At 36.4% G+C, this 21,271-nt stretch carries 13 protein-coding genes; 12 read left to right on the top strand and 1 reads right to left on the bottom strand.

The genetic code is table 11. The annotated features are described in order from the left end of the window. The first annotated feature begins 160 nt into the window (after nt 1-160). The 5 genes from porU (at nt 161) to Q0983_RS16115 (ending at nt 8,691) form a co-directional block, all read left to right on the top strand. The gene (gene porU, locus Q0983_RS16135; RefSeq protein WP_299555711.1) at nt 161-4,042 is read left to right on the top strand and encodes a type IX secretion system sortase PorU; all 3,882 of its coding nucleotides are present in this window, start codon (nt 161-163) and stop codon (nt 4,040-4,042) included. A 34-nt stretch (nt 4,043-4,076) separates the two neighbouring features. Then, a complete protein-coding gene (gene porV / locus Q0983_RS16130) occupies nt 4,077-5,279 on the top strand; it encodes a type IX secretion system outer membrane channel protein PorV (protein ID WP_299555709.1) in 1,203 nt (400 codons plus the stop codon). 88 nt (nt 5,280-5,367) lie between these two features. Beyond that, nucleotides 5,368-5,850 (top strand): cytidine deaminase, encoded by a 483-nt coding sequence (cdd, locus tag Q0983_RS16125; protein WP_299555707.1) that lies wholly within the window; start codon nt 5,368-5,370, stop codon nt 5,848-5,850. Between the two features lie 210 nt (nt 5,851-6,060). Continuing rightward, a complete protein-coding gene (pdhA, locus tag Q0983_RS16120; protein ID WP_299555705.1) occupies nt 6,061-7,059 on the top strand; it encodes a pyruvate dehydrogenase (acetyl-transferring) E1 component subunit alpha in 999 nt (332 codons plus the stop codon). A gap of 3 nt (nt 7,060-7,062) precedes the next feature. Further along, on the top strand, nt 7,063-8,691 hold the full coding sequence (locus tag Q0983_RS16115; protein WP_299555703.1) for a pyruvate dehydrogenase complex dihydrolipoamide acetyltransferase: 1,629 nt from the start codon (nt 7,063-7,065) through the stop codon (nt 8,689-8,691). 92 nt (nt 8,692-8,783) lie between these two features. Here Q0983_RS16115 and Q0983_RS16110 read toward each other — a convergent pair whose 3' ends face one another. Next, complete coding sequence (locus Q0983_RS16110) at nt 8,784-9,551, bottom strand: AraC family transcriptional regulator (RefSeq protein WP_299555701.1); 768 nt, start codon at nt 9,549-9,551, stop codon at nt 8,784-8,786. 157 nt (nt 9,552-9,708) lie between these two features. On the opposite strand from Q0983_RS16110, the gene Q0983_RS16105 reads away from it, so the two are divergent. The 7 genes from Q0983_RS16105 to Q0983_RS16075 all read left to right on the top strand — a co-directional run bounded on the left by Q0983_RS16105 (nt 9,709) and on the right by Q0983_RS16075 (nt 21,265). Continuing rightward, nucleotides 9,709-10,719 (top strand): M20/M25/M40 family metallo-hydrolase, encoded by a 1,011-nt coding sequence (locus tag Q0983_RS16105; protein WP_299555699.1) that lies wholly within the window; start codon nt 9,709-9,711, stop codon nt 10,717-10,719. Then, a complete protein-coding gene (locus Q0983_RS16100; protein ID WP_299555697.1) occupies nt 10,712-11,395 on the top strand; it encodes an SDR family oxidoreductase in 684 nt (227 codons plus the stop codon). Before Q0983_RS16105 ends, Q0983_RS16100 begins: the two co-directional genes overlap by 8 nt. A gap of 77 nt (nt 11,396-11,472) precedes the next feature. Further along, nucleotides 11,473-14,703: a T9SS type B sorting domain-containing protein gene (locus Q0983_RS16095; protein WP_299555695.1), complete on the top strand. Its 3,231-nt coding sequence runs from the start codon at nt 11,473-11,475 to the stop codon at nt 14,701-14,703. Nucleotides 14,704-14,814: 111 nt separating this feature from the next. Next, nucleotides 14,815-17,580 (top strand): gliding motility-associated C-terminal domain-containing protein, encoded by a 2,766-nt coding sequence (locus Q0983_RS16090; protein ID WP_299555693.1) that lies wholly within the window; start codon nt 14,815-14,817, stop codon nt 17,578-17,580. A gap of 10 nt (nt 17,581-17,590) precedes the next feature. Continuing rightward, the gene (locus Q0983_RS16085) at nt 17,591-18,508 is read left to right on the top strand and encodes a type IX secretion system membrane protein PorP/SprF (RefSeq protein WP_299555691.1); all 918 of its coding nucleotides are present in this window, start codon (nt 17,591-17,593) and stop codon (nt 18,506-18,508) included. A 2-nt stretch (nt 18,509-18,510) separates the two neighbouring features. Further along, nucleotides 18,511-20,538, top strand: coding sequence for an OmpA family protein (locus Q0983_RS16080; RefSeq protein ID WP_299555689.1), 2,028 nt, complete (start codon nt 18,511-18,513; stop codon nt 20,536-20,538). 91 nt (nt 20,539-20,629) lie between these two features. Then, nucleotides 20,630-21,265, top strand: a complete 636-nt coding sequence (locus tag Q0983_RS16075; RefSeq protein WP_299555687.1) for an HAD family hydrolase — start codon at nt 20,630-20,632, stop codon at nt 21,263-21,265. Nucleotides 21,266-21,271 lie beyond the last annotated feature (6 nt).

Below are 21,271 nucleotides of genomic sequence, written 5' to 3'. Positions count from 1 at the left end.
AACATTAACAAATTTTAAAAGTTGCTTTTTTATTTGATATTTTGAAATTCCTACTTGCCGGCAGGCAGGTTTAATGGGAGAACGGCGTGGTTGTCCCGATAGCTATCGGGATTCTTAATTTTATAATCAAAATATCAGATAATTACTAAAATTTGAACGTGTGAAAAAGAAAATTTTACTGCTTTTATTACTGGCTTCGGTAATTGGGTTCTCTCAGCAAAAAAACTATACTATAGTTTGGGAAGGTACTCAAACCATTTCCGCGAGCCATTTTAATTTTAAAATTCCATCATTTAATAAAGCACATGCTTTATTTAGTTTTGAAAGCGGTTTGTTGTTTACAGACCAGTGGCCCATTAGCAGTAATGTAAATGAGGCTTCAATAAAGGTGACAAATGTAAGCTATGCTTCCATTTCAAAAAATGAATTGCACGACTTAGATCTGTCTAAAATACCAAATACCTTAAATTATAGTTTAAAAAATTCTGTAGGTAGAGATAAGCAATATGCTTTTTTTCAGATAACGCCTATTATCAAAGAAAATGGTGCCTATAAAAAGATAGTCTCTTTTCAAATAAGTTATAATACTTCAGGGAGTAACAGGCTTTCGCTAAAAGGAAAAGGGACCGGAACATCAAAAGTTATTTCAAATTCGGTTTTGAGTACCGGTCAGTGGTACAGATTCTATGTGGATACTACCGGTGTTTTTAAATTGTCCAAAAGCTTTTTACAGCGATTAGGAGTTAATGTAAATAGTGTTGACCCCAGAACTATCAGGCTATTTGGCAATGGCGGACGCATGATCCCGTTTTCAAATTCAGAGCCCTATCCTTTTGATGTTACTGAAAATGCTATAAAGTTTGTTGGAGAAGAAGACGGTGTTTTTGACAATGAAGATCACATCCTGTTTTATGCCCAGGGGCCTAAGGAGTACAACCAGGAAAGCAATACCAATATTAATTGTTATACAGATCAAACCTATTACTATATACATGTGGGTTCAGGGTTTGGTAAGCGTATTCAACCTTTTTCACAACCAGGCGGAGCACCGGATGTTATGATTGATACATTTCATGATTATCAGTTTCATGAAATTGATGAACACAATATCGCATTTCTGGGAAGGCGTTGGTTTGGAGATCGGTTTGATGTTGATAGTAATAAGACTTTTGAATTTGATTTCCCGGATTTGGTAACTTCACAGCCCATTACTCTAAAAGTTTATGTGGCAGCAACGTCGTCCACAGCAACTTCAATGGATGTAACCGTAAATGGTAATACGGTTTCAACATTAAGTATTGGAGCTGCATCGTCGTCAAGTCTGGCAAGAGAAGCCATTTATTTTGGAAGTGTAAACGTGAGTTCATCAAATATTCAGGTAGGACTTAATTATAATAACCAGGGGAACCCAAGCGCCTTGGCTTATTTAGACTATATTTCTATTGAGGGAGAAAGAGGGTTGAGGTTTGACGGGAATCAATTTCAATTTAAGAACAACAATGTAGCTTCAGTTTCGGGAGTTGGACAATATAATATTAGCAATGCCTCCGGTATTTCTGAAATTTGGGATGTAACCGATATTTATAACGTATCAAATTTTATTAATGAAGCATCAAGCAATGATTTAAGTTTTACATCAACTTTAGGAAGTTTAAAAACGTATGTAGCCGTATCGCCCCAGGATTATTTTGAGCCTGAATTAGATTCTAAAACCACCGTAGCCAATCAAAATATCAAAGGGACCATTTTTCAGAATAGTTCCGGGAGTTTTCAGGACCTGGATTATCTTATTGTGGCACCAAATAACATGCTGAATGAGGCTCAACGTTTGGCCGAAATAAACAGGAGCCGATACAGTTTGAATGTAAAAGTGGTGGGGTTAGATGAAGTTTATAACGAATTCAGCACCGGTAATCAGGATGTCGGAGCCATTAGAAATCTGGTAAAATATATTTATGATAATGCAAGTGCGCCTGAAAACCGGATTAAATACCTGTGTTTATTTGGGGATGGCTCTTTTGATTACAAAGACAGGATCTCGAATAATACCAATATAGTGCCTTCTTGGTATTCTTATAATAGTTTTAATTTGACCGGTTCTTTTGTGTCTGATGACTTTTATGGCATGATGGACGACAACGAGGGTACCATGACCACCAGTGACAGACTGGATATTGCTGTAGGTAGAATTTTGGCTGATACGCCCCAACGTGCTAAAGAAATGGTAGATAAAATTGAGTCGTATTATGTAAAAGAAGCTTTTGGAAGCTGGCGAAATAACTTTGTAGCGGTATCTGATGATGTTGATCAGGATTGGGAAGGTATTTTACAGGAAACTACCGATAACATTGGGAATTTAGTCACCCAGGAAAAACCGTTTATAAATGTTATAAAAATTCATAGTGACGCTTTTCAACAGGAGTCGTCGGCAGGAGGAGACAGATATCCGCAAGTAACCAATGAATTTGTAAATGCGGTTGATAATGGTGCTTTGGTGGTAAATTATTTTGGACATGGTGGTGAAGACGGGCTGGCCCAGGAACGTATTTTATTAAAACCAGATGTTAACGGACTTCGTAATTTTTGCAAGCTGAACTGTTTTGTAACCGTTACCTGTGAGTTTACAAAATTTGACAATCCGTTCAGGGAAACAGCCGGAGAATTCACCTATTGGAACAAGCAGGCAGGAGCTATTGGGTTAATAACAACCACAAGACAAATCTTCGTGAATTTTGCCATAACCTTTAACAATACCCTTGGGCAATATTTATTTTCTTATAGCGATACGGATTCTTATTCAGATTATGAATACCCATCCATGGCAGAAGCCTTAAGATTAGCAAAAAATGATCCGTCTATTTCAAATAATAGCCAAAGGCGATTAATATTTTTTATTGGCGATCCCGCTATGAAATTGGCATTTCCAAAACCAAATATTCGTTTAACGGCGCTCAACGATGTCCCTATAGGCCAAGCTACAGATACATTGAAAGCTTTAAGTCATGTAAAATTAGCAGGTGAAGTAACAGACCTTTCGGGGAATGTGTTAACTGACTATAACGGAACCCTTTCAACAACTATTTATGATAAGCCGATTGACAGACAAACCCTTGCAAATGATGGAACACAGTTAAATGGCGAAGTTGTGCGGTTAGATTTTACCACGCTTGGGGAAATCATTTTCAGAGGTCAGGCATCTGTTACCAATGGTACCTTTGAGTTTGATTTTGTGGTCCCTAAAGATATTGGTATTCCGGTTGGTTTTGGTAAAGTGAGTTTTTATGCCAAACATGATGAATTATCAGAAGACCAGGCAGGGGCAAGTGTAAATACGGTAAGAATAGGGGGTATTAATGAAAATGCCGCCGAAGATAATACCGGACCGGTAATAACGCTTTATATGAACGATGAGAATTTTGTGTCCGGTGGTATCACTAATGAATCGCCAACCTTATTGGCAAAATTAGAAGATGCTAATGGGATTAATACGTCCAGTGGTATCGGTCATGATATTGTTGCTATTATTGATGGTGACGAAACCAATCCTATTGTTTTAAATGATTATTATCAAACAGAGGTTGATGACTATCAGAAAGGAGTGGTGAGTTTTCCATTCAGGGACTTAGAACCGGGTTTACATACATTAACCTTAAAAGCCTGGGATGTTTACAATAATTCCTCTCTGGCTGAAATTCAGTTTGTTGTACATGACCAAAATCAGGAATTAGTTATAAATAATGTGTTAAATTACCCCAATCCATTTGTAAATTACACAGAATTTTGGTTCAACCACAATAGTTCAGAGCCTTTAGACGTTTCTATACAGATATTCACTGTGTCAGGTAAACTGGTAAGAACTATCAACGGACAAACCACAGGTGGATTTAAATCTACAAGTTCTTTGTCCAGAGATATTGTATGGGATGGCAGAGATGATTTTGGAGATAAAATAGGTAAAGGCGTTTATATTTATAAGTTAACGGTACGCTCAAACCTGCTAAATAAGAAAGTAGAAAAAATAGAGAAACTTGTTATACTCTAATAAAAAATTATATTTGTTAAATAAAAACTTATTCATGAAGAATCGAATATTGCTATTATTGGCATTGGCTTTTATGATAAAATTGACTGCCCAGGAAACCATAATCTTACCTAATCAAGACAGACGTGTCATTACTACGGGAGTTCCGTTTCTTTTAATTGCTCCGGATGCAAGAGCTGCATCTATGGGAGATATGGGAGTTGCAACCTCTGTTGATGCCTTTTCTCAACAGTGGAATTCATCTAAATATGCTTTTTCTGAGACGAAATCGGGGTTTGGTGTAAGTTATACCCCTTATTTAAGTAAACTGGTCAATGATATTTTCCTGGGAAATGTAACCTATTTTAACCGTTTAGACGAAAAAAGTGCTTTTGCGGCTAGTTTAAAATATTTTTCTTTAGGGGATATTGAATTTGTGGCCGATGAATTTTCAGAAGCTTTAATCCAAAGACCTAACGAGTTTACTTTAGATATATCTTATGCTTTGCGGTTATCAGATCAGTTCGCCATGTCGGTAGCCATGCGTTATTTAAGATCAGATTTAAGGTTGGATGGTGTAGATGGAGATGCTTCTGCAGCTAATACTTTCGGAGTTGATATTTCCGGATATTACCAAAGTGAAGAAGAAGCCTATGCAGATTTTAACGGGAGATGGAGAGCCGGTTTTGCCATTCAGAATATTGGGCCAAAATTCAAGTATGATGATGGTGGGCAGGAAAACTTCCAACCAACAAACTTGCGTTTAGGTGGTGGTTTCGATTTTATATTTGATGATTATAACAAAATTGCAGTAACTGCCGAGGTAGCTAAATTATTAGTGCCAACACCGCCTGTTTATGGTTATGTTGATACAGATGGAGATGAAACTCAGGATAATGATGAGCCCACAATAATTGTAGAAGGAAAAGACCCGGATGTGAGCTTCCTTTCGGGAATGTTCCAGTCGTTTGGCGATGCACCGGATGGATTTAGTGAAGAGTTGAAAGAGTTTACATGGGCTTTAGGTGCTGAGTACGTATACCAGGACTCATTTGCGTTTAGAGCGGGTTATTTTAATGAAAGCGAAGATAAAGGAGCCAGAAAGTTTTTAGCTTTAGGTGCCGGTTTTAAAGCTAATATCATAAATATTGATTTATCGTATTTATTTTCGGCATCAAAAGTTCAGAGCCCTTTAGAGAACACGCTTCGTTTCTCTTTAACCTTTAATATAGGCGAAGGAGAATATCAGGAATTTTAATAACAATTAAGATATCAATTCTATAGAAAAACTATTGCTTTTGGCAGTAGTTTTTTTGTCTAAGATTGTTTCTGTAATTTTATAAGGTATGAAGGAAATAAAAATAGAATCTACTTTTTTTGTTTACGACAACCTGGAAGCACTTCCCAAAGCTATTTATTTATTAATGCAAAAAGCTGTTGAAGCTCGTAAAAAGGCCTATGCACCCTATTCAAAATTTCTGGTTGGCGCTGCCCTGCTTTTAGATAATGGCGAAATTATTACAGGGAACAATCAGGAAAATGCATCGTATCCTTCAGGACTGTGTGCCGAAAGAACAGCTATTTATTATGCGGGGTCTCAATTCCCTGAAGCCAAAGTGCTTAAGATGGCATTAACAGCCGGTTCTAAAAATAAGGTAACTAATGAACCCATTCCACCTTGTGGCGCTTGCAGGCAAGCCATTGCCGAGTATGAAATTAAGCAGGAATTGCCTATAGAAATTTACTTTATGGGAGCAACAGGTAAAGTGGTAAAATCAAATTCGCTGGCAAATTTACTACCGCTAATATTTGATAAATCCATGTTGTAGGATGCTTTAAATTCGTAATATTACTACATTAAAACTACACTAAATTTTTAATCTAATATAAATCTTCCTAAAAAATTAAGGAATAAGCAATATTGGCTATTTAGAGCCTCTTTTTTGACATTTTTTTTTACTTTCATGACATTAGGTTTTTGCAATAAAACTCAATGTATTACTTTTGTATTCCGCTTAATTAAAACCTAATATTAGTCGATGCAAAAGATCACTAAAGAAACGTACCTGAAGTGGTATGAGGATATGCTGTTTTGGAGAAAGTTTGAAGACAAGCTGGCAGCAGTTTATATACAACAAAAAGTTAGAGGATTTCTTCATTTATATAACGGTCAGGAAGCTGTGTTAGCAGGTGCTTTACATGCTATGGATTTGACCAAAGATAAAATGATCACTGCATACCGTAACCACGTGCAACCCATAGGTATGGGAGAAGATCCCAAACGCGTTATGGCTGAATTGTATGGAAAGGTTACAGGGACATCCAAAGGAATGGGTGGTTCCATGCATATCTTTTCAAAAGAATTTCGTTTTTACGGAGGCCACGGTATTGTTGGTGGGCAAATTCCACTAGGGGCCGGTATTGCTTTTGGTGATAAGTACCACGGAAGTGATGCGGTAACACTTTGTTGTTTTGGAGATGGTGCAGCAAGACAAGGATCACTACATGAAACGTTCAACCTGGCCATGCTTTGGAACTTACCGGTTGTTTTTGTGTGTGAAAATAACGGTTATGCCATGGGAACTTCTGTAGAACGTACCGCTAACCATGATGATATTTGGAAATTAGGCCTGGGTTATGAAATGCCTTCTGCTCCCGTAGATGGTATGAACCCGGTAAAAGTAGCCGAAGCGTTTGATGAAGCCATTCAAAGAGCAAGAAAAGGTGGCGGACCAACATTTTTAGAATTAAAAACTTATCGTTACAGAGGGCACTCCATGAGTGACGCTCAGCACTACAGAACTAAAGCTGAGGTTGAAGAATACAAAAAGATAGATCCGATCACGCAGGTAAAAGACGTTATTCTTGAAAAGAAATATGCTACTGAAGATGAGATCAAAGTTATAGATAAACGCGTCAAGGATTTGGTAGCTGAATGTGAGAAGTTTGCTGAGGAATCGCCATTCCCGGAAGTACAGCAGTTATACGACGTGGTTTACGAACAAGAGGACTATCCATTTATACAACATAAATTATAAACTATGGCAATAGTAGTAAACATGCCGCGTTTAAGCGATACCATGGAAGAAGGTACTGTCGCTTCGTGGTTAAAAAAAGTAGGAGATAAAGTAGAAGAAGGTGATATTTTAGCTGAAATTGAAACAGACAAAGCTACTATGGAGTTTGAGTCTTTTAATGAAGGGACTTTACTGCATATAGGTGTTCAGGAAGGAGAAACTACAAAAGTAGATGAGCTTTTGGCCATCATAGGAGATGAAGGAGAAGATATTTCCGCTTTATTAAGTGGAGGAGGCACACCGGCTGTTGAAGCAAAAGAGGAAGCCGCTGAACTTCCGGCTGCCGAAGCTGCTCCGGCTGTTGAAGAGAAACAGGAAGAAGCTCCTGCGCAGGAATTGCCGGAGGGTGTGGTAGTGGTTACCATGCCGCGTTTAAGTGATACCATGGAAGAAGGTACCGTGGCACTTTGGATCAAAAAGGTTGGTGATACGGTTGAGGAAGGCGATATTTTAGCGGAGATTGAAACAGATAAAGCTACTATGGAGTTTGAATCGTTCCAATCAGGAACCTTACTTCATATCGGTTTACAGGAAGGCGAGTCTGCAAAAGTAGATGAGCTTTTAGCAATAATAGGCCCTGCAGGAACCGATGTTGCTGCTGTGGCGACAAACTTCAAGGTCGTGACTACCGCTGAAGCTCCTAAAGCAGAAGCGCCAAAAGTAGAAGCCCCTAAAGTAGAGGCTCCAAAAGTAGAAGCTAAAAAGGAACCGGCTAAACCTAAAAAGCCGGTTAAGACCGAAGGCCGAGTGTTTGTGTCTCCATTAGCTAAAAAAATGGCAGAAGAAAGAGGTATTAATTTATCTCATGTGACCGGAACCGGTGAAAACGGACGTATTGTTAAGTTCGATATTGAGAATTTTGTTCCGGGATCAGGGGCAGGTGCAGTTGGTAAATATGTACCAACGGGTCAGGAAGATTTTGAAGATGTTCCGAACTCGCAAATGCGTAAAGCCATCGCCAGATCATTAACAAAATCTAAATTCTCCGCACCGCATTATTATTTGGCAGTTGAGTTTGATATGGATAATGCCATAGCGTTCCGTCAGCAGTTCAACTCCATTCCGGATACTAAAATATCGTTCAACGATATGGTAGTTAAGGCTTGCGCTTTAGCATTAAAAGAGCATCCACAGGTTAATTCACAGTGGTTTGATGATAAAATGCGCTTAAACAACCATGTGCATATTGGGGTAGCCGTTGCCGTTCCGGACGGATTGGTGGTACCGGTGGTTCGTTTTGCCAATGAGCAATCTTTACCGCAAATAGGCGCTGAGGTTAAAGAATTAGCTGGTAAGGCAAGAAATAAAAAGTTAACACCCGATGAAATGTCCGGGAGCACCTTTACGGTTTCTAATCTGGGAATGTTTGGTATAGATTATTTCACGTCCATCATTAATCAACCTAATTCAGCTATCTTATCGGTTGGCGCCATCGTTCAAAAGCCGGTGGTTAAAGAAGGCCAGATAGTGGTTGGTAACACAATGAAATTAACTTTAGCTTGTGATCACAGAACCGTTGATGGTGCCACTGGAGCGCAATTCCTTCAAACGTTAAAAGGCTACATTGAAAACCCTGTGACCATGTTAGTATAGATTTGTCATCCTGAACTGTCAGACTGAGCTTGTCGAAGTCTTGTTCTCAGGATCTAAATAAATAAAAACCTGTTTCAATGAAACAGGTTTTTTTATGTGTGTTGCTGAAGATATTTTGAAGGTAAGATCTCAAATTTGTCCCTGAAGCACTTACTAAAATGACCGGCATTTGCAAAACCACTGCGTTTTGCCACTTCCATTATTTTGCCTTTTCTAAAATGCATTAAGTGTATGGCCTTATCAAGTCGGTAATTTCTAATAAAGCTGCTTAGAGGCATGCCTGTTAAGGATACCATTTTTCGGTAAACCTGTGATTTGGAATACCCAAGCGGAGTACAAAAATCATCTATGCTGAATGTGGGGTTGTTCCAGATAGTCTCTATATAATCCATTAACCTGGTTAAAAAGGAAGACTCCGAGGCTTTTAAGGTTCTAAAATGTTCCTTATTAATAAAAGCGTTTGTGTTTTCTTTTTCGTAGGCCCTTTTAACACCGGCTTCAATAACTATTTGGTCTTTTACTATTTCACACATCCTTGTTGCCAGAGTTGTGCCTTTTCCATTTCCTGTTTCTGTTGCAATACCAATTTTTAAACGCCTGATAGCATTATCAAACTTTGGTGTGATGTACTTGAAATTATATTGAAGTTTTAAAGCACATAAAATGGCATCGGTTACCTGGTTAAAGGAGACTACATACGTGTTATCGTTATGACTAGCGATACGACCGTTAAATTTGTTCAGTACTTTAGAAATGCCATTGTGCAGTTTCTGGGTAAATAAATTGAATTGATTTGCCTCCAGTCTGTGTAAATAATCACTGGTTTCTATAACCATGATATATGTGGCATGTGAGTTCATGGGAACTACTTTCGGGTTGCTTCTACAAGTTAATGATTTTTAAGGGATTAGCAAAGCGTTTTTAAAACCGATTTGAGAAAGATAAAAATAATTAAATGTTAAACCTGTTTAAATGAAACAGGTTTTTTTATCTTTAATTTTTTAAGATTTAAACAATATGTATAAGGTATTAATTTTAGCAGTTACAGTTCTGTTTACCACTTGTAAAACAACAAAACCGGTTCAATCAGACAATGATAGTATGGAGGCTTCAGAAACTATTTCCGAACCTACAAACATCAGTTCAACAGAAAAGGAGGTAACTTTAGAGGCTAGTGTGAAAACTAATCTGGAATATTTAGCTTCAGACGAATTGGAAGGCAGAAATACCGGGACAGCAGGTATTGAAAAAGCCGCTGTTTTTATTGAAGATTTTTTTAAAAAGCATGATGTTAAGCCATACTTTACTACCTATAGAGATAGCTTTAATCTTAAAAAAATAGTAGGGTATAATGTAGTCGGGTTTGTAGAAGGCAATGACCCAAAGCTTAAAAATGAGTTTATTATTCTGGGGGCGCATTATGACCATATAGGAACCGCTAAAGCTGTTAATGGTGATACTATTGCCAATGGCGCTAATGATGATGCTTCCGGGACGGTGGCAGTTATGGAATGGGCTAAATATTTTGCAAAATCAAAAAGTAATAAGCGAAGTATGTTATTCACATTGTATGCGGCGGAAGAAATGGGTTTGAAAGGATCAGGACATTTAGCTAAGCGATTGAAAAAAGAAAATCTCAACCTGTATACCATGATCAATTTAGAAATGATTGGTGTACCAAGATCCGAAGAAGAAAAAATGGCGTATATAACAGGGTTTGACAGGTCAAACATTGCAGACAAACTTAATACTTATGCCAAATCGGAAATTATTGGTTTTTTTCCAAAGGCTAAAGAGTATCAGTTGTTTATGAGATCTGATAACTATCCTTTCTATCAACAGTTTGGAATTCCGGCCCATGCTATTTCCACCTTTGATTTTACAAACTTTGAGTATTACCATCATGTGGATGACGAAGCAGATAAAATGGATTATGCACACATGACACGATTTATAAACAGTATGATTCCGGCTATTGAGGGTATGACCAATAGTGTGTCGAAAGAAATTAAAATGAATAATGAGTAAGAATATTATTGTTACAGGAACCAGCAGAGGTATTGGTTTTGAGTTAGTAAAACTGTTTGCCAAGGCTGGGCATAAAGTATTGGCTTTATCCAGAAATGAAAGGCCTGTATTTGAGCTGGCCCTGGAAAATGTGACTACGTTACCTTTTGATTTAAGTAATCCCCTGGACTATAAAAGGGTTGAAACCTTTTTGGATTTAAAATTTAAAAAGGTTGACGTGTTAATCAACAATGCCGGAGCATTAGTGAATAAACCCTTTGCCGAAACAACCATTGAAGATTTTCATCAGGTTTATAAAACCAATGTTTATGGGGTTTCTGAAATGATAAGAACCTGTTTGCCCTTTATGAAAAATGAAAGCCATGTGGTAACCATAAGCTCCATGGGAGGCGTGCAGGGGAGCATGAAATTTCCAGGTTTGGCGGCCTATAGTTCCAGTAAAGGGGCTGTGATCACTTTAACGGAGTTATTGGCAGAAGAATATAAAGATTCCGGAGTTTCATTTAATGTGTTGGCTTTGGGAGCTGTTCAGACCGAGATGCTGGAAGAAGCATTTCCGGGGTATCAGGCCCCAATTACGGCTTTGGAAATGGCACAATATATTTTTGATTTCTCACTTTCAGGAAATAAATATTATAACGGGAAATTATTACAGGTTTCAAACTCTACGCCTTAAGAATTATTTTATCGTTAATTTCAGTAATAAGACAGAAATCATATTTGTTTTAATATGAGTTTCATATTTTTGGCAATATGAAGAATATTCTTTCGTTTTTCTTGCTGTTATCTTGCTCTTTTGCTACCGCTCAAATAACCTTGACTCATAATATTGGGATTACGCCAATATATACTGGGATGCCTAATTGTGAAGATGAAGAGTATTGGGCGAGAGTATTTACATTGTCTGATTTTGGAATTCAAAAAGAAGAACAATTTATTATAAAATCTGGGCAAGTAGCAATTAGCAATTCTTATGATGGCGCTCAGATAGGACTCAATATTTATAGTATAGACTCTAATTTTCCTGATTCTACACCGGCTTTTATAGGTGGTGGTATTACTTATGCGCCCGAAATTGGTGATACTCCTGAAATTATTCAAATTGAATTTTATGCCTCAATAGTTATTCCGGCTAATATTGAAAGAATATTAGTTGTGGCAGCACAAGGTTCGGATACTTATAATCCTGATTACAAAAAAGTGCTAATCGCTGGTACTGAAGAAGATAATGGTATTTCGTGGTTTAGTGGTTGTAGACAGTACTATAAATACACACCAACAACAGACCTGACAAATCCGGTTCCGGATGCAAATTTTTATATAAATGTTACCGGGGAAACCTTTAACTCAGTAAATACAGGTCCAGACACAACGTTAACACATAATTTAGACGATCCACCAATATGGATGAACCAATATGCTTGTTCAGGAGGAGGATTGAAGTTTTCGCGAGCTTTTAATTTGAAGGACTTTGGAATTGAAATAAACGAAGAATTCGTAATTAATAGGGGACAGGTTGCTTTTAGCGCTGTGGGCGTCCATGATGTTAAGATTCAATTTAATATTTATAAGATTGATTCTAATTTTCCGGACTCTTTTTCAAGTGCCAACTTGATAGGGAGCAGCCAGGTTGTTGATCTGCCTTATTTTGGCACGGGAAATCCCCCAAGAATTTTTAATGTCGATTTTGATACCCCGGTAGTGGTTCCTTCAAATGTTGAAATGGTTTTGGTAGAAGTTTATAATTTACCAAGGCCCGGCCATTCATCTACCGCATTTATTGCGGGTACAAAAGAGTTTACAGGTTTGTCCTGGCTTAAATCTGAGGCGGGCGGTTGCCCCCCGGAATGCTATACCTCAACCGTAGATATGGGAAAACCTGAAGTGAATTTTTATGTAAAAGTATCAGGTGATGTAAATCCCGTGGCTAATAATTTTGGTATAAGTGTTACAAGTATATGTTCTGGCTTATTAAAAAAGTTTAGCGTGGAAGATAAATCTAAAGTAGCAACGGTAGTCTGGAATTTTGGAGATCCGGGTTCAGGAGCAAATAATTCTTCAACGGAAACATCTCCTGCTCACGATTTTTCAAATGCAGGTCAATATACCATTACCGCCACGGTCACAGATTTAAATGGAAATATTGAGGTTTTAACTGAAACAGTTGATGTTAATCCTCCAAGTGCCTTTGCTATTGGTGATATATATGCTTGCGAGGACAGTTTTAATACAGGTTTTTCTACATCATTTGATACTTCTGCAATTGAACAACAGGTCTTGGGTGGACAATTAGATAGAAGGGTAACCTTTATTGATGGTAGTGGAAATAAATATTACTATTTACCCAATCCTTTTTCTAATACAATTAAAGATAGAGAAACCGTTACAGTAAGAGTTGCAGACGCTGGTAACAGTTGTTGTTTTTCGGAAACCACGTTTGATTTAATAGTTACACCATTGCCTGAACTTCAGGATATAGGAGATATTCTCGAATGTGAAAGTGATTCTGAGGGTTATGCAACATTTAATCTATCCAACATTCAATCTGATTTAAAAAACAACTTTCCTAATGCTTCTATTGATTTTTTCCATGAAAATGGGACCATAATTAATTCACTAATTGTTCAAAACGGAGTAATTGATGAGGAGCTTATTACCGTTAGGTTAACAGAGAGTGGGACTTCTTGTTCCAATGAGGCAACATTTAAATTAATCGTAAACCCTTTGCCAATAGCCAACCCTTTACCGGAAATTTTTGGTTGTGATGATGATGGGGATGGAATCTCCGAATATTTTGATTTTTTTAATGTTGAAGGAACAGTATTGGGAAATCAAACAGGCATGATAGTATCTTATTATGATGCTACGGGTAATGAATTGCATATTCCTTCAAACAACCTATTTGCAAATACAATTCCTTTTCAAGAAACCGTAATAGTAAGAGTTACAAATCCGCAAACTACCTGTTATGCTGAAACTGATTTGGTTTTGAAAACTTCAAGTAAACCCTCGATAAACAAGCCTCAGGATATTTATGCTTGTGATGAAGGTGATGGAGTCTCTTCCTTCGATTTAAGTGATATTGAAAAAATTATTATTGGTAATCAGGACAATTTGAATGTATTTTATTATACATCAAATGGAACAGATATAACAGACTTAATGTCTTCAGATTATATAAATAATGAGCCTTGGGCTGAAACAATTAACGTTAGAGTAGAGAATGCATTAAGTTCAAAATGTTTCACTGAAACAAGTTTTAATCTGTACGTAAATAGTTTACCTGAGCTAAGTTTAGAAGAAAGTTATTTTTTATGCAACCTGGAGCCAAATATGGCTATATCAGCAAATTCCAGTTTTTCGTCTTGGGAATGGACATTTGAGGATGGTTCAGTTATATCTAATAATTCTAGTGCAGTTTTGGTTAATGCGGGAACGTACAGATTAAATGTGACTGAAGAAAAAAATGGTATACTTTGCGAAAATGTTATTCAATTTGAATTGGTCAGGTCGGTATTGCCACAAATTACAGATGTGAAATATCAGGAATTATCAGATAATAATTTTGTCGAGATAAAAGTAACAGGAGATGGTGAATTTGAGTATTCAATAGATGGAACTAGCTATCAGAACAGCAATTTGTTTGAGAATCTTTTAGGAGGCGTATACACAGTGTATGTGAGAGATAAAAAAGGATGTGGAGAAGATTCAAAAGAGGTTACATTAATAGATTATCCCAAATATTTTACACCAAATGGTGACGGAAATAATGACATTTGGCAAATTAAAGGGATTGCGAATTACCCGAATGCCAAAATTATGATTTATGATAGATATGGTAAACTTTTAAAACAAATTTCTACAAATGCCAACCAAGGATGGGATGGGACATTTAACGGAAAAGAAATGGAGTCAACCGACTATTGGTTTACAGCTAATCTTGGAAATAAAAACTTTATAGGTCATTTTACATTAAAAAGGTAAGAGCGCGAACTTCTTTCATTGTTAACATAAAAGTGTTAATAATTTGTGCGATTTTTGTGGCATATAATATACCGTATAAGTACCTTGCTGTAAATTTTAATTTACAATATATTGAAGAAAATTACAGTACTTGTTTTTGTGTTCTTCGTCATTTCAATTGCAAAAACAACTGCCCAATGCAATCTAACTGAAACCCTTACTATTTGTGATATGACCATTATTGATGGTAATACTGATGGTACTCCAGATGGTATTATTAATCTTTATGATGCCTATAACAACCTTACAGGTGGCTCTATATCTTCGGCAACGGGTTCATGGTTTGACCCAAATTATAATTTCGCTCTTGATGAAAACAACGGTGATTTGTATTTATGGGATTTAGATAATTCCTCAGAGGCCATTGATGATTATCAATTTCAATTGATAGATCCCGGTTCATCTTGTCCAGGAGGAGTGGTTATAACGCTTAACTTAATTTTAGGACCTTTTTCGGGGTATGCAAGGCCTGTTTTAGATATAGATGATGTAAACTTGGAGATTTGTGATGTAGGATCTTATCCGGAAAATATCTGTGTGCCTTTGCCAGATGTAGACCTTTTTGAAACCTTAGAGTCCTTGCCAAGCCCCCATCTTAATGGTCAATGGATATATAACGGAAATAGTCCAAATTTTGTTAGCCTTTCTGGTTCAAATCTAACAGTAACTATTCCCTACACTCCCGGACCACCATTAGTTGATCAGGAGACTTTTGAACTAACCTATAGGGTAACGGGAATTCCTCCGTGTAATTCCAGTATGGAAACCACGGTTAATGTATCTGTCACTAGACAAGTTTTTTCTGGTTATCCTCAAAATAGACGTATTTGTGAACTTGATATAATAAATGGAAATTACAATGCAGATATAAATCTAAGCGATGATGAGTTTTTGTTGCTTGAAGATATTGAAGGAGTTTGGTTAACGGATGGTTATGGGCAAATAACAACACCTAATGACCCAGTCATAAATATTAATGATGTTTATCAGCAAATAATAACCAATAGAGGTATGAGGTTTGGTTGTGAAGAAGTTGGTTTTACTTATGCTGTAGACCAACGTTCTGGAGTATGTGGTGATATGTCATCAACTGTAAGGTTTAAAATATATGAATATTTAAGACCTTTTAGTCAAAGAGGCGTTCTGGAATTTTGTGAAGATAGTATTACTTTACCAACATCAATCAATTTATATGATCAGTTAGAATTTACTACAGAAAATGGAGTTTTATTTGATTATTTTGACAATACCCATACAGATTGGGTTTTTGTCTCTGGGGTTTCAGATTTAGGGCTGATATCAAATGGAGCATCAGGTTACTCTTCATTGGGAACTATTAATTTGACTAATGCCGTACCAGGAACATACGTTTTTGAGTATGTAGTTTACCCGGAGATTAACTGTCCATCAGATAACTTTATTGCCAATGACTTTAGTATAAACAGATGTGTGCCTACAGATAATCGTACAGGCTTTTGTAGTCGAGAAACTGCGCAAGTTGTATTAACAATTCATCCTAAAAACTATGCGGGCGAAGATACATCCGGGTTGGAGTTTTGTGAAACGGATTCGGCTATTGCTGCTCCTTTAGATTTATTTACGTTATTAGGTACTAATGGTATTGATGATCCAATTTATCAAGGGGCAGAAGGAAGGTGGATAGATATATCAACAGGCCTTCCAATATCAAACCCTTATACCTTACCAGAGATAAACAACCAGCAAACTTTTAATTTCCAATATACAACGTTAAGCTCAAATGGCTGTTTGGATAGAGCCAGTTTATCCTTTACTGTTTATGAGGAATATCAATCAGGTAGTGGTGGAACATTAGATGTTTGTGATGCGGCAGCTTCCGTTGATCTATTTGACAGTCTTACCGGAAGCCCAAATACTACGGGTACTTGGACAGGACCAAATGGATATGTTACAACAAGCCATAATGCTATTTTTGATCCGTTAACATCAGACCAGGGAACATACACTTATACGGTACCGGATAATGTGCTTTGTACAGGAAGTCAAACTACTCTAAATGTGGTGGTACATCAAAGCCCAAATGCAGGAAATGATATTTTAGGCGTCGCATGTCGTTCAGATTTACAGATAGACCTGTTGAATTACCTGGATTCTTCCGCAGATTCAGGAGGAACATTTTTAGATTTAGACACTACTAATATGCTTGCGGGAAGTATCTTGAATGTATCACAGCTGACAGCCGGAACTTATAATTTTCAATATGAGATACAAGGTCATGTATCTTGTTCCTTGGTAACAGCAATGATTACAATTATCGTCCAGGAAATGACTCCTGCATCTACGGTTGACCAAACATTTTGTGCCAGTGATGGAGCCAGTATACTTGATCTACAGGCAACAGGAGGTGTTGATTACAATTGGTATGAAAACATTGAGGATACAACACCGTTACCAATAAATCATGTATTGGAGGATGGTGAAGATTATTTCGTAGCTGCTATTGATGATAATAATTGCGAATCTCCAAGAGTCTCTATGGTTGTGACTATTTTACCAATAGACCATGTTGATTGTGATGATTGCATAAAAGACGGTATTTCAGTTAACGGCGATAATCTAAATGATGCATTTGATTTATGTAATCTGCCCATAAGTTTTCCTAATTTCCAATTAGAGATTTTTAACAGATATGGAACCATAGTATACAAAGGCAATCAAAATACAGAGTTGTTTAGAGGCGTTTCAAATGTCTCATCAACTATGGGTAAGGAACTACCAACCGGGATTTATTTCTATGTGTTTGATCCTAAGGATGGAAAAACAAAACCTTTTCAAGGAAATTTATATTTAAGTAGATAAAAGATATAATATGAAGATTAAGATAAATGTAGTTATAGCTTTCATAATATGTGGTTTATCTGCATTCAGTCAGCAAGAACCTCAATATACCCAATATATGTATAACATGAGTGTGGTAAACCCTGGATATATGATTAATGAGCCAGGAATAGTCCAGGCTGGCAGTCTATACAGATCCCAATGGGTTGGGGTTAATGGAGCTCCTAAAACAGCCAATGTATTTGCTAACATCCCTCTGAACAATAATATGGAATTAGGAGTGAATTATTTAAATGATTATATAGGCGATGTTATCAATTTAAGTGAGAACGTTTTTAATGTTAACCTGGCATATAAAATCACTCTGAACAATAACCTAAATGTTTCTTTTGGTGTCAAAGTTGGTTTTGATCATTTAAATTTTAGTGCTTCGGGTAGTAATGTGAGTAATGATCCTTTATTTCAAAATGCTAAAAAGACAGTTATAAATATTGGGACCGGTATATTTGCGTTTAAAGACCAATATTATGTTGGGTTGTCATCTCCCAATTTAATTCCTAATGATTTAGACGCCAGAAATAATGTGCTTTATACAGATAAACCACATGTGTTCTTAATTGGAGGTTATATATTCAGTATAAATGATGATTTTAAATTGAAACCATCTACCGTTGTAAAATATGTTGGCGGATCACCGCTGTCTTTTGATATTTCTGCAAACGTTTTATATCTAAACAAGTTTGAATTAGGTGCTTCCTACAGATATCAGGATGCTGTTTCAGGATTGGTTGGTATTAATGTAAGCCCAAATTTAAAATTGGGCTATGCCTATGATTTTAATACAAGTAGACTTAAGGATTTTAATGATGGCAGTCACGAATTTATATTTTTGTATAAGTTTGATTTGTTAGGCCTAAGTAAGAAATATTCATCTCCAAGATTTTATTAATTATGACAAAGACCATAACATTTATTCTTATTGGTTTGTTCCTGGCTCAAACGTCTTATGGGCAACATAAAACTAGGGCAGACCGTTTTTTTGCAAAGGGAGATTACATCAATGCCGCTAAATATTATAAAGAAGAGTTAGAGAAAAATAGAAGTAAAAAAGCGGTTAAGAATATTGCTGAGGCCTATTATAATACGTTTCAATATAGAAGTGCATCACTTTATCTAAAGCAATTGGTTAAAGGAAGGTTTGCAGATAAGGATAAAACTTATGATAATGAGTATAACTTCAAATTATACCAGGTGTTGATGGCCTTGGGCGATTATGAAACAGGATTGGATTATTTAAAGTTATATAATGAAAATATATCGGCTTCTGTGGATAAAGCCCAATCTATAGAAATTATTGAAGAGTTTAAGCTTAAAACGCCTGATTACAAAGTTAAAAAAGTAGGATTTAATTCTGATGCGTCAGATTTTGGAGCCGTTAAGTATTTAGATAGTGTATATTTTACTTCAGATAGACAAACCAAACAATTGTTGCCTAAGACCTATAAATGGACACATCAACCGTTTTTAGATATTTACGCGGTTAAAGTAAATGACAAAAATTTGGCTATTGGGGGTGAAAGGCCCCTTAGCAAAACAATCAATTCCAAACTACATGAAGGTAATTTTTGTTTTAGTAAAGACGGGAATACCCTATATGTTTCAAGAAGTAATTATACGAAAGGGAAAAAGGAATTTAGTGACGCCGGTACTAATAATATTCATCTATATAAAACCATTAAAGTAGATGGTAAATGGACAGAATTAGAAAAATTGCCATTTAATGTAAACGGATTTTCATACCAGCATCCGGCATTAAGCCCTGATGGAAAACGCCTTTATTTTTCTTCTGATATGGAAGGTGGTTACGGAAGTTTTGATCTGTATTATGTTGATATCGCCGTAGATGGAGAAATAAATGATCCTATAAATTTAGGAGCTACAATAAATACCCCTAATAGAGAGCATTTCCCATTTGTGTCGTCAAAGGGGCATTTGTTTTTTGCTTCTAACGGACATTTAGGTTTAGGTTTATTGGACAATTTTGTGTCAGAATTGGTCAATGATAAATTTACTATACCAATAAACCTGGGAGTACCTATTAATTCGAGATATGACGATTTTAATTTGAATTATTATAATGAAAATGAAGGCTTCTTTTCTTCAAATAGAAATAAAAGCGATGACAATATTTTTCAATTTAAGCAAACCGGAGAAATATTTATAAGAGAATATATTAACACCTTTGAAATTCGCGATTTTGAAACCCAGGAATTTGTACCTAATGTTAAAGTTGTTTTGACAGATAAAAAAGAGAATGAACTTTATAACAACGTATTGGATTCTTTGGCTTTATTTAATATAAACCTGTTGGCATCAAGTTATACACTTGAAGCGGAAAGTAATGAGTATTACCCCAACAAATTGGTGGCCAGGGTTAAAGAGGAACAAGATCAGAAGCATGTTTTGTATTTGAAAAAATTACCGCCCCCACCGCCTCTTGACCCTGTTGAGGCGATTATTGCAGAAAAGAAAATAGATAAAAAACTAAAAGAGGAAGACCCCAAGCGTTTTGAAATGTTAACTGATGGCGAAGGGCCTCCTATTGTAGAAAAAGATGGAAAACTATTTTTTGAGTTGCCTCCCATTTATTTTGACTTTGATATGTGGAATATAAGGGCAGATTCTAAAAAGGTTTTAGAGGCTTTAGCTGCTAAATTGGAACGTTACCCAAATATTCATTTAAAGATTAGTTCTCATACAGATAGTAGGGGAACGGTCAGATATAACCAAATTCTATCAGAGCGCAGGGCGGAAGCTACCAGAAATTATCTGGCTTTAGAAGGTTTCGTAAATGCACGTAGGATGAAATTTCAAGGCTTTGGAGAGTTGCAACCTATCGTTGCATGTCCTCTACTCAATTGTACTGATGAAGAACATCAGCTAAACAGAAGAAGTGAGTTTGAAATAATAAAATATTAGGCTTCATAAAAAAGTAAGATTGCGCGTATTATCACGTGATTTTCTTGTAAACTTCTATTAACTTTACTCCTTATTTTGAATAATTGGTTATATGGGTAGATACAGATGTGTAATTTTTGATTGCGATGGCGTTTTAATTGATAGTGAATCCATTGCTATAGGTGTTTTAGTTGATATGGCCAACGATCTCGGAGCCAATTTAGACTTTAAAGAATCATTGATCAACCTGAAAGGCAAGTCGTTAAACTCGTGTATGGCACTTATTTCGGATTTGATTGGAAAGCCCTTACCGGATGATTTTGAAAAGGAGTATCGAGCCAATACCTTTGAAACTTTTAAAAAAGAAATTCAACCCATAAACGGTATTAAAGAAGTCCTTGATAATATTAAAGTACCATTTTGCGTAGCATCCAGCGGACCGGAAAATAAAATTAGATTAAACTTAGAAGTCACCGGATTGCTTCCTTATTTTGGGGATAATATTTTCAGTTGTTATACCATTAAAAGATGGAAACCGGACCCGGATGTTTTTCTATGGGCTGCTGAAGAAATGGGTTTTGATCCAAAGGAATGTTTGGTTGTTGAAGATAGTTTATCAGGAGTCAAAGCAGCTAAAAATGGTGGTTTTGATGTGTTTGGTTATACGGAACACGATTATAAAGATGAACTAAAAACACTGGCAACCAAAACATTTTCGAAAATGGATGACTTGTTAAGAATGATTTAGTAAAGA

The organism is Seonamhaeicola sp., assembly GCF_028281565.1.
Classification (GTDB): domain Bacteria; phylum Bacteroidota; class Bacteroidia; order Flavobacteriales; family Flavobacteriaceae; genus Seonamhaeicola.
The sequence above is the reverse complement of the archived record's forward strand: the minus strand, read 5'-3'. Positions and strand labels throughout refer to the sequence as shown.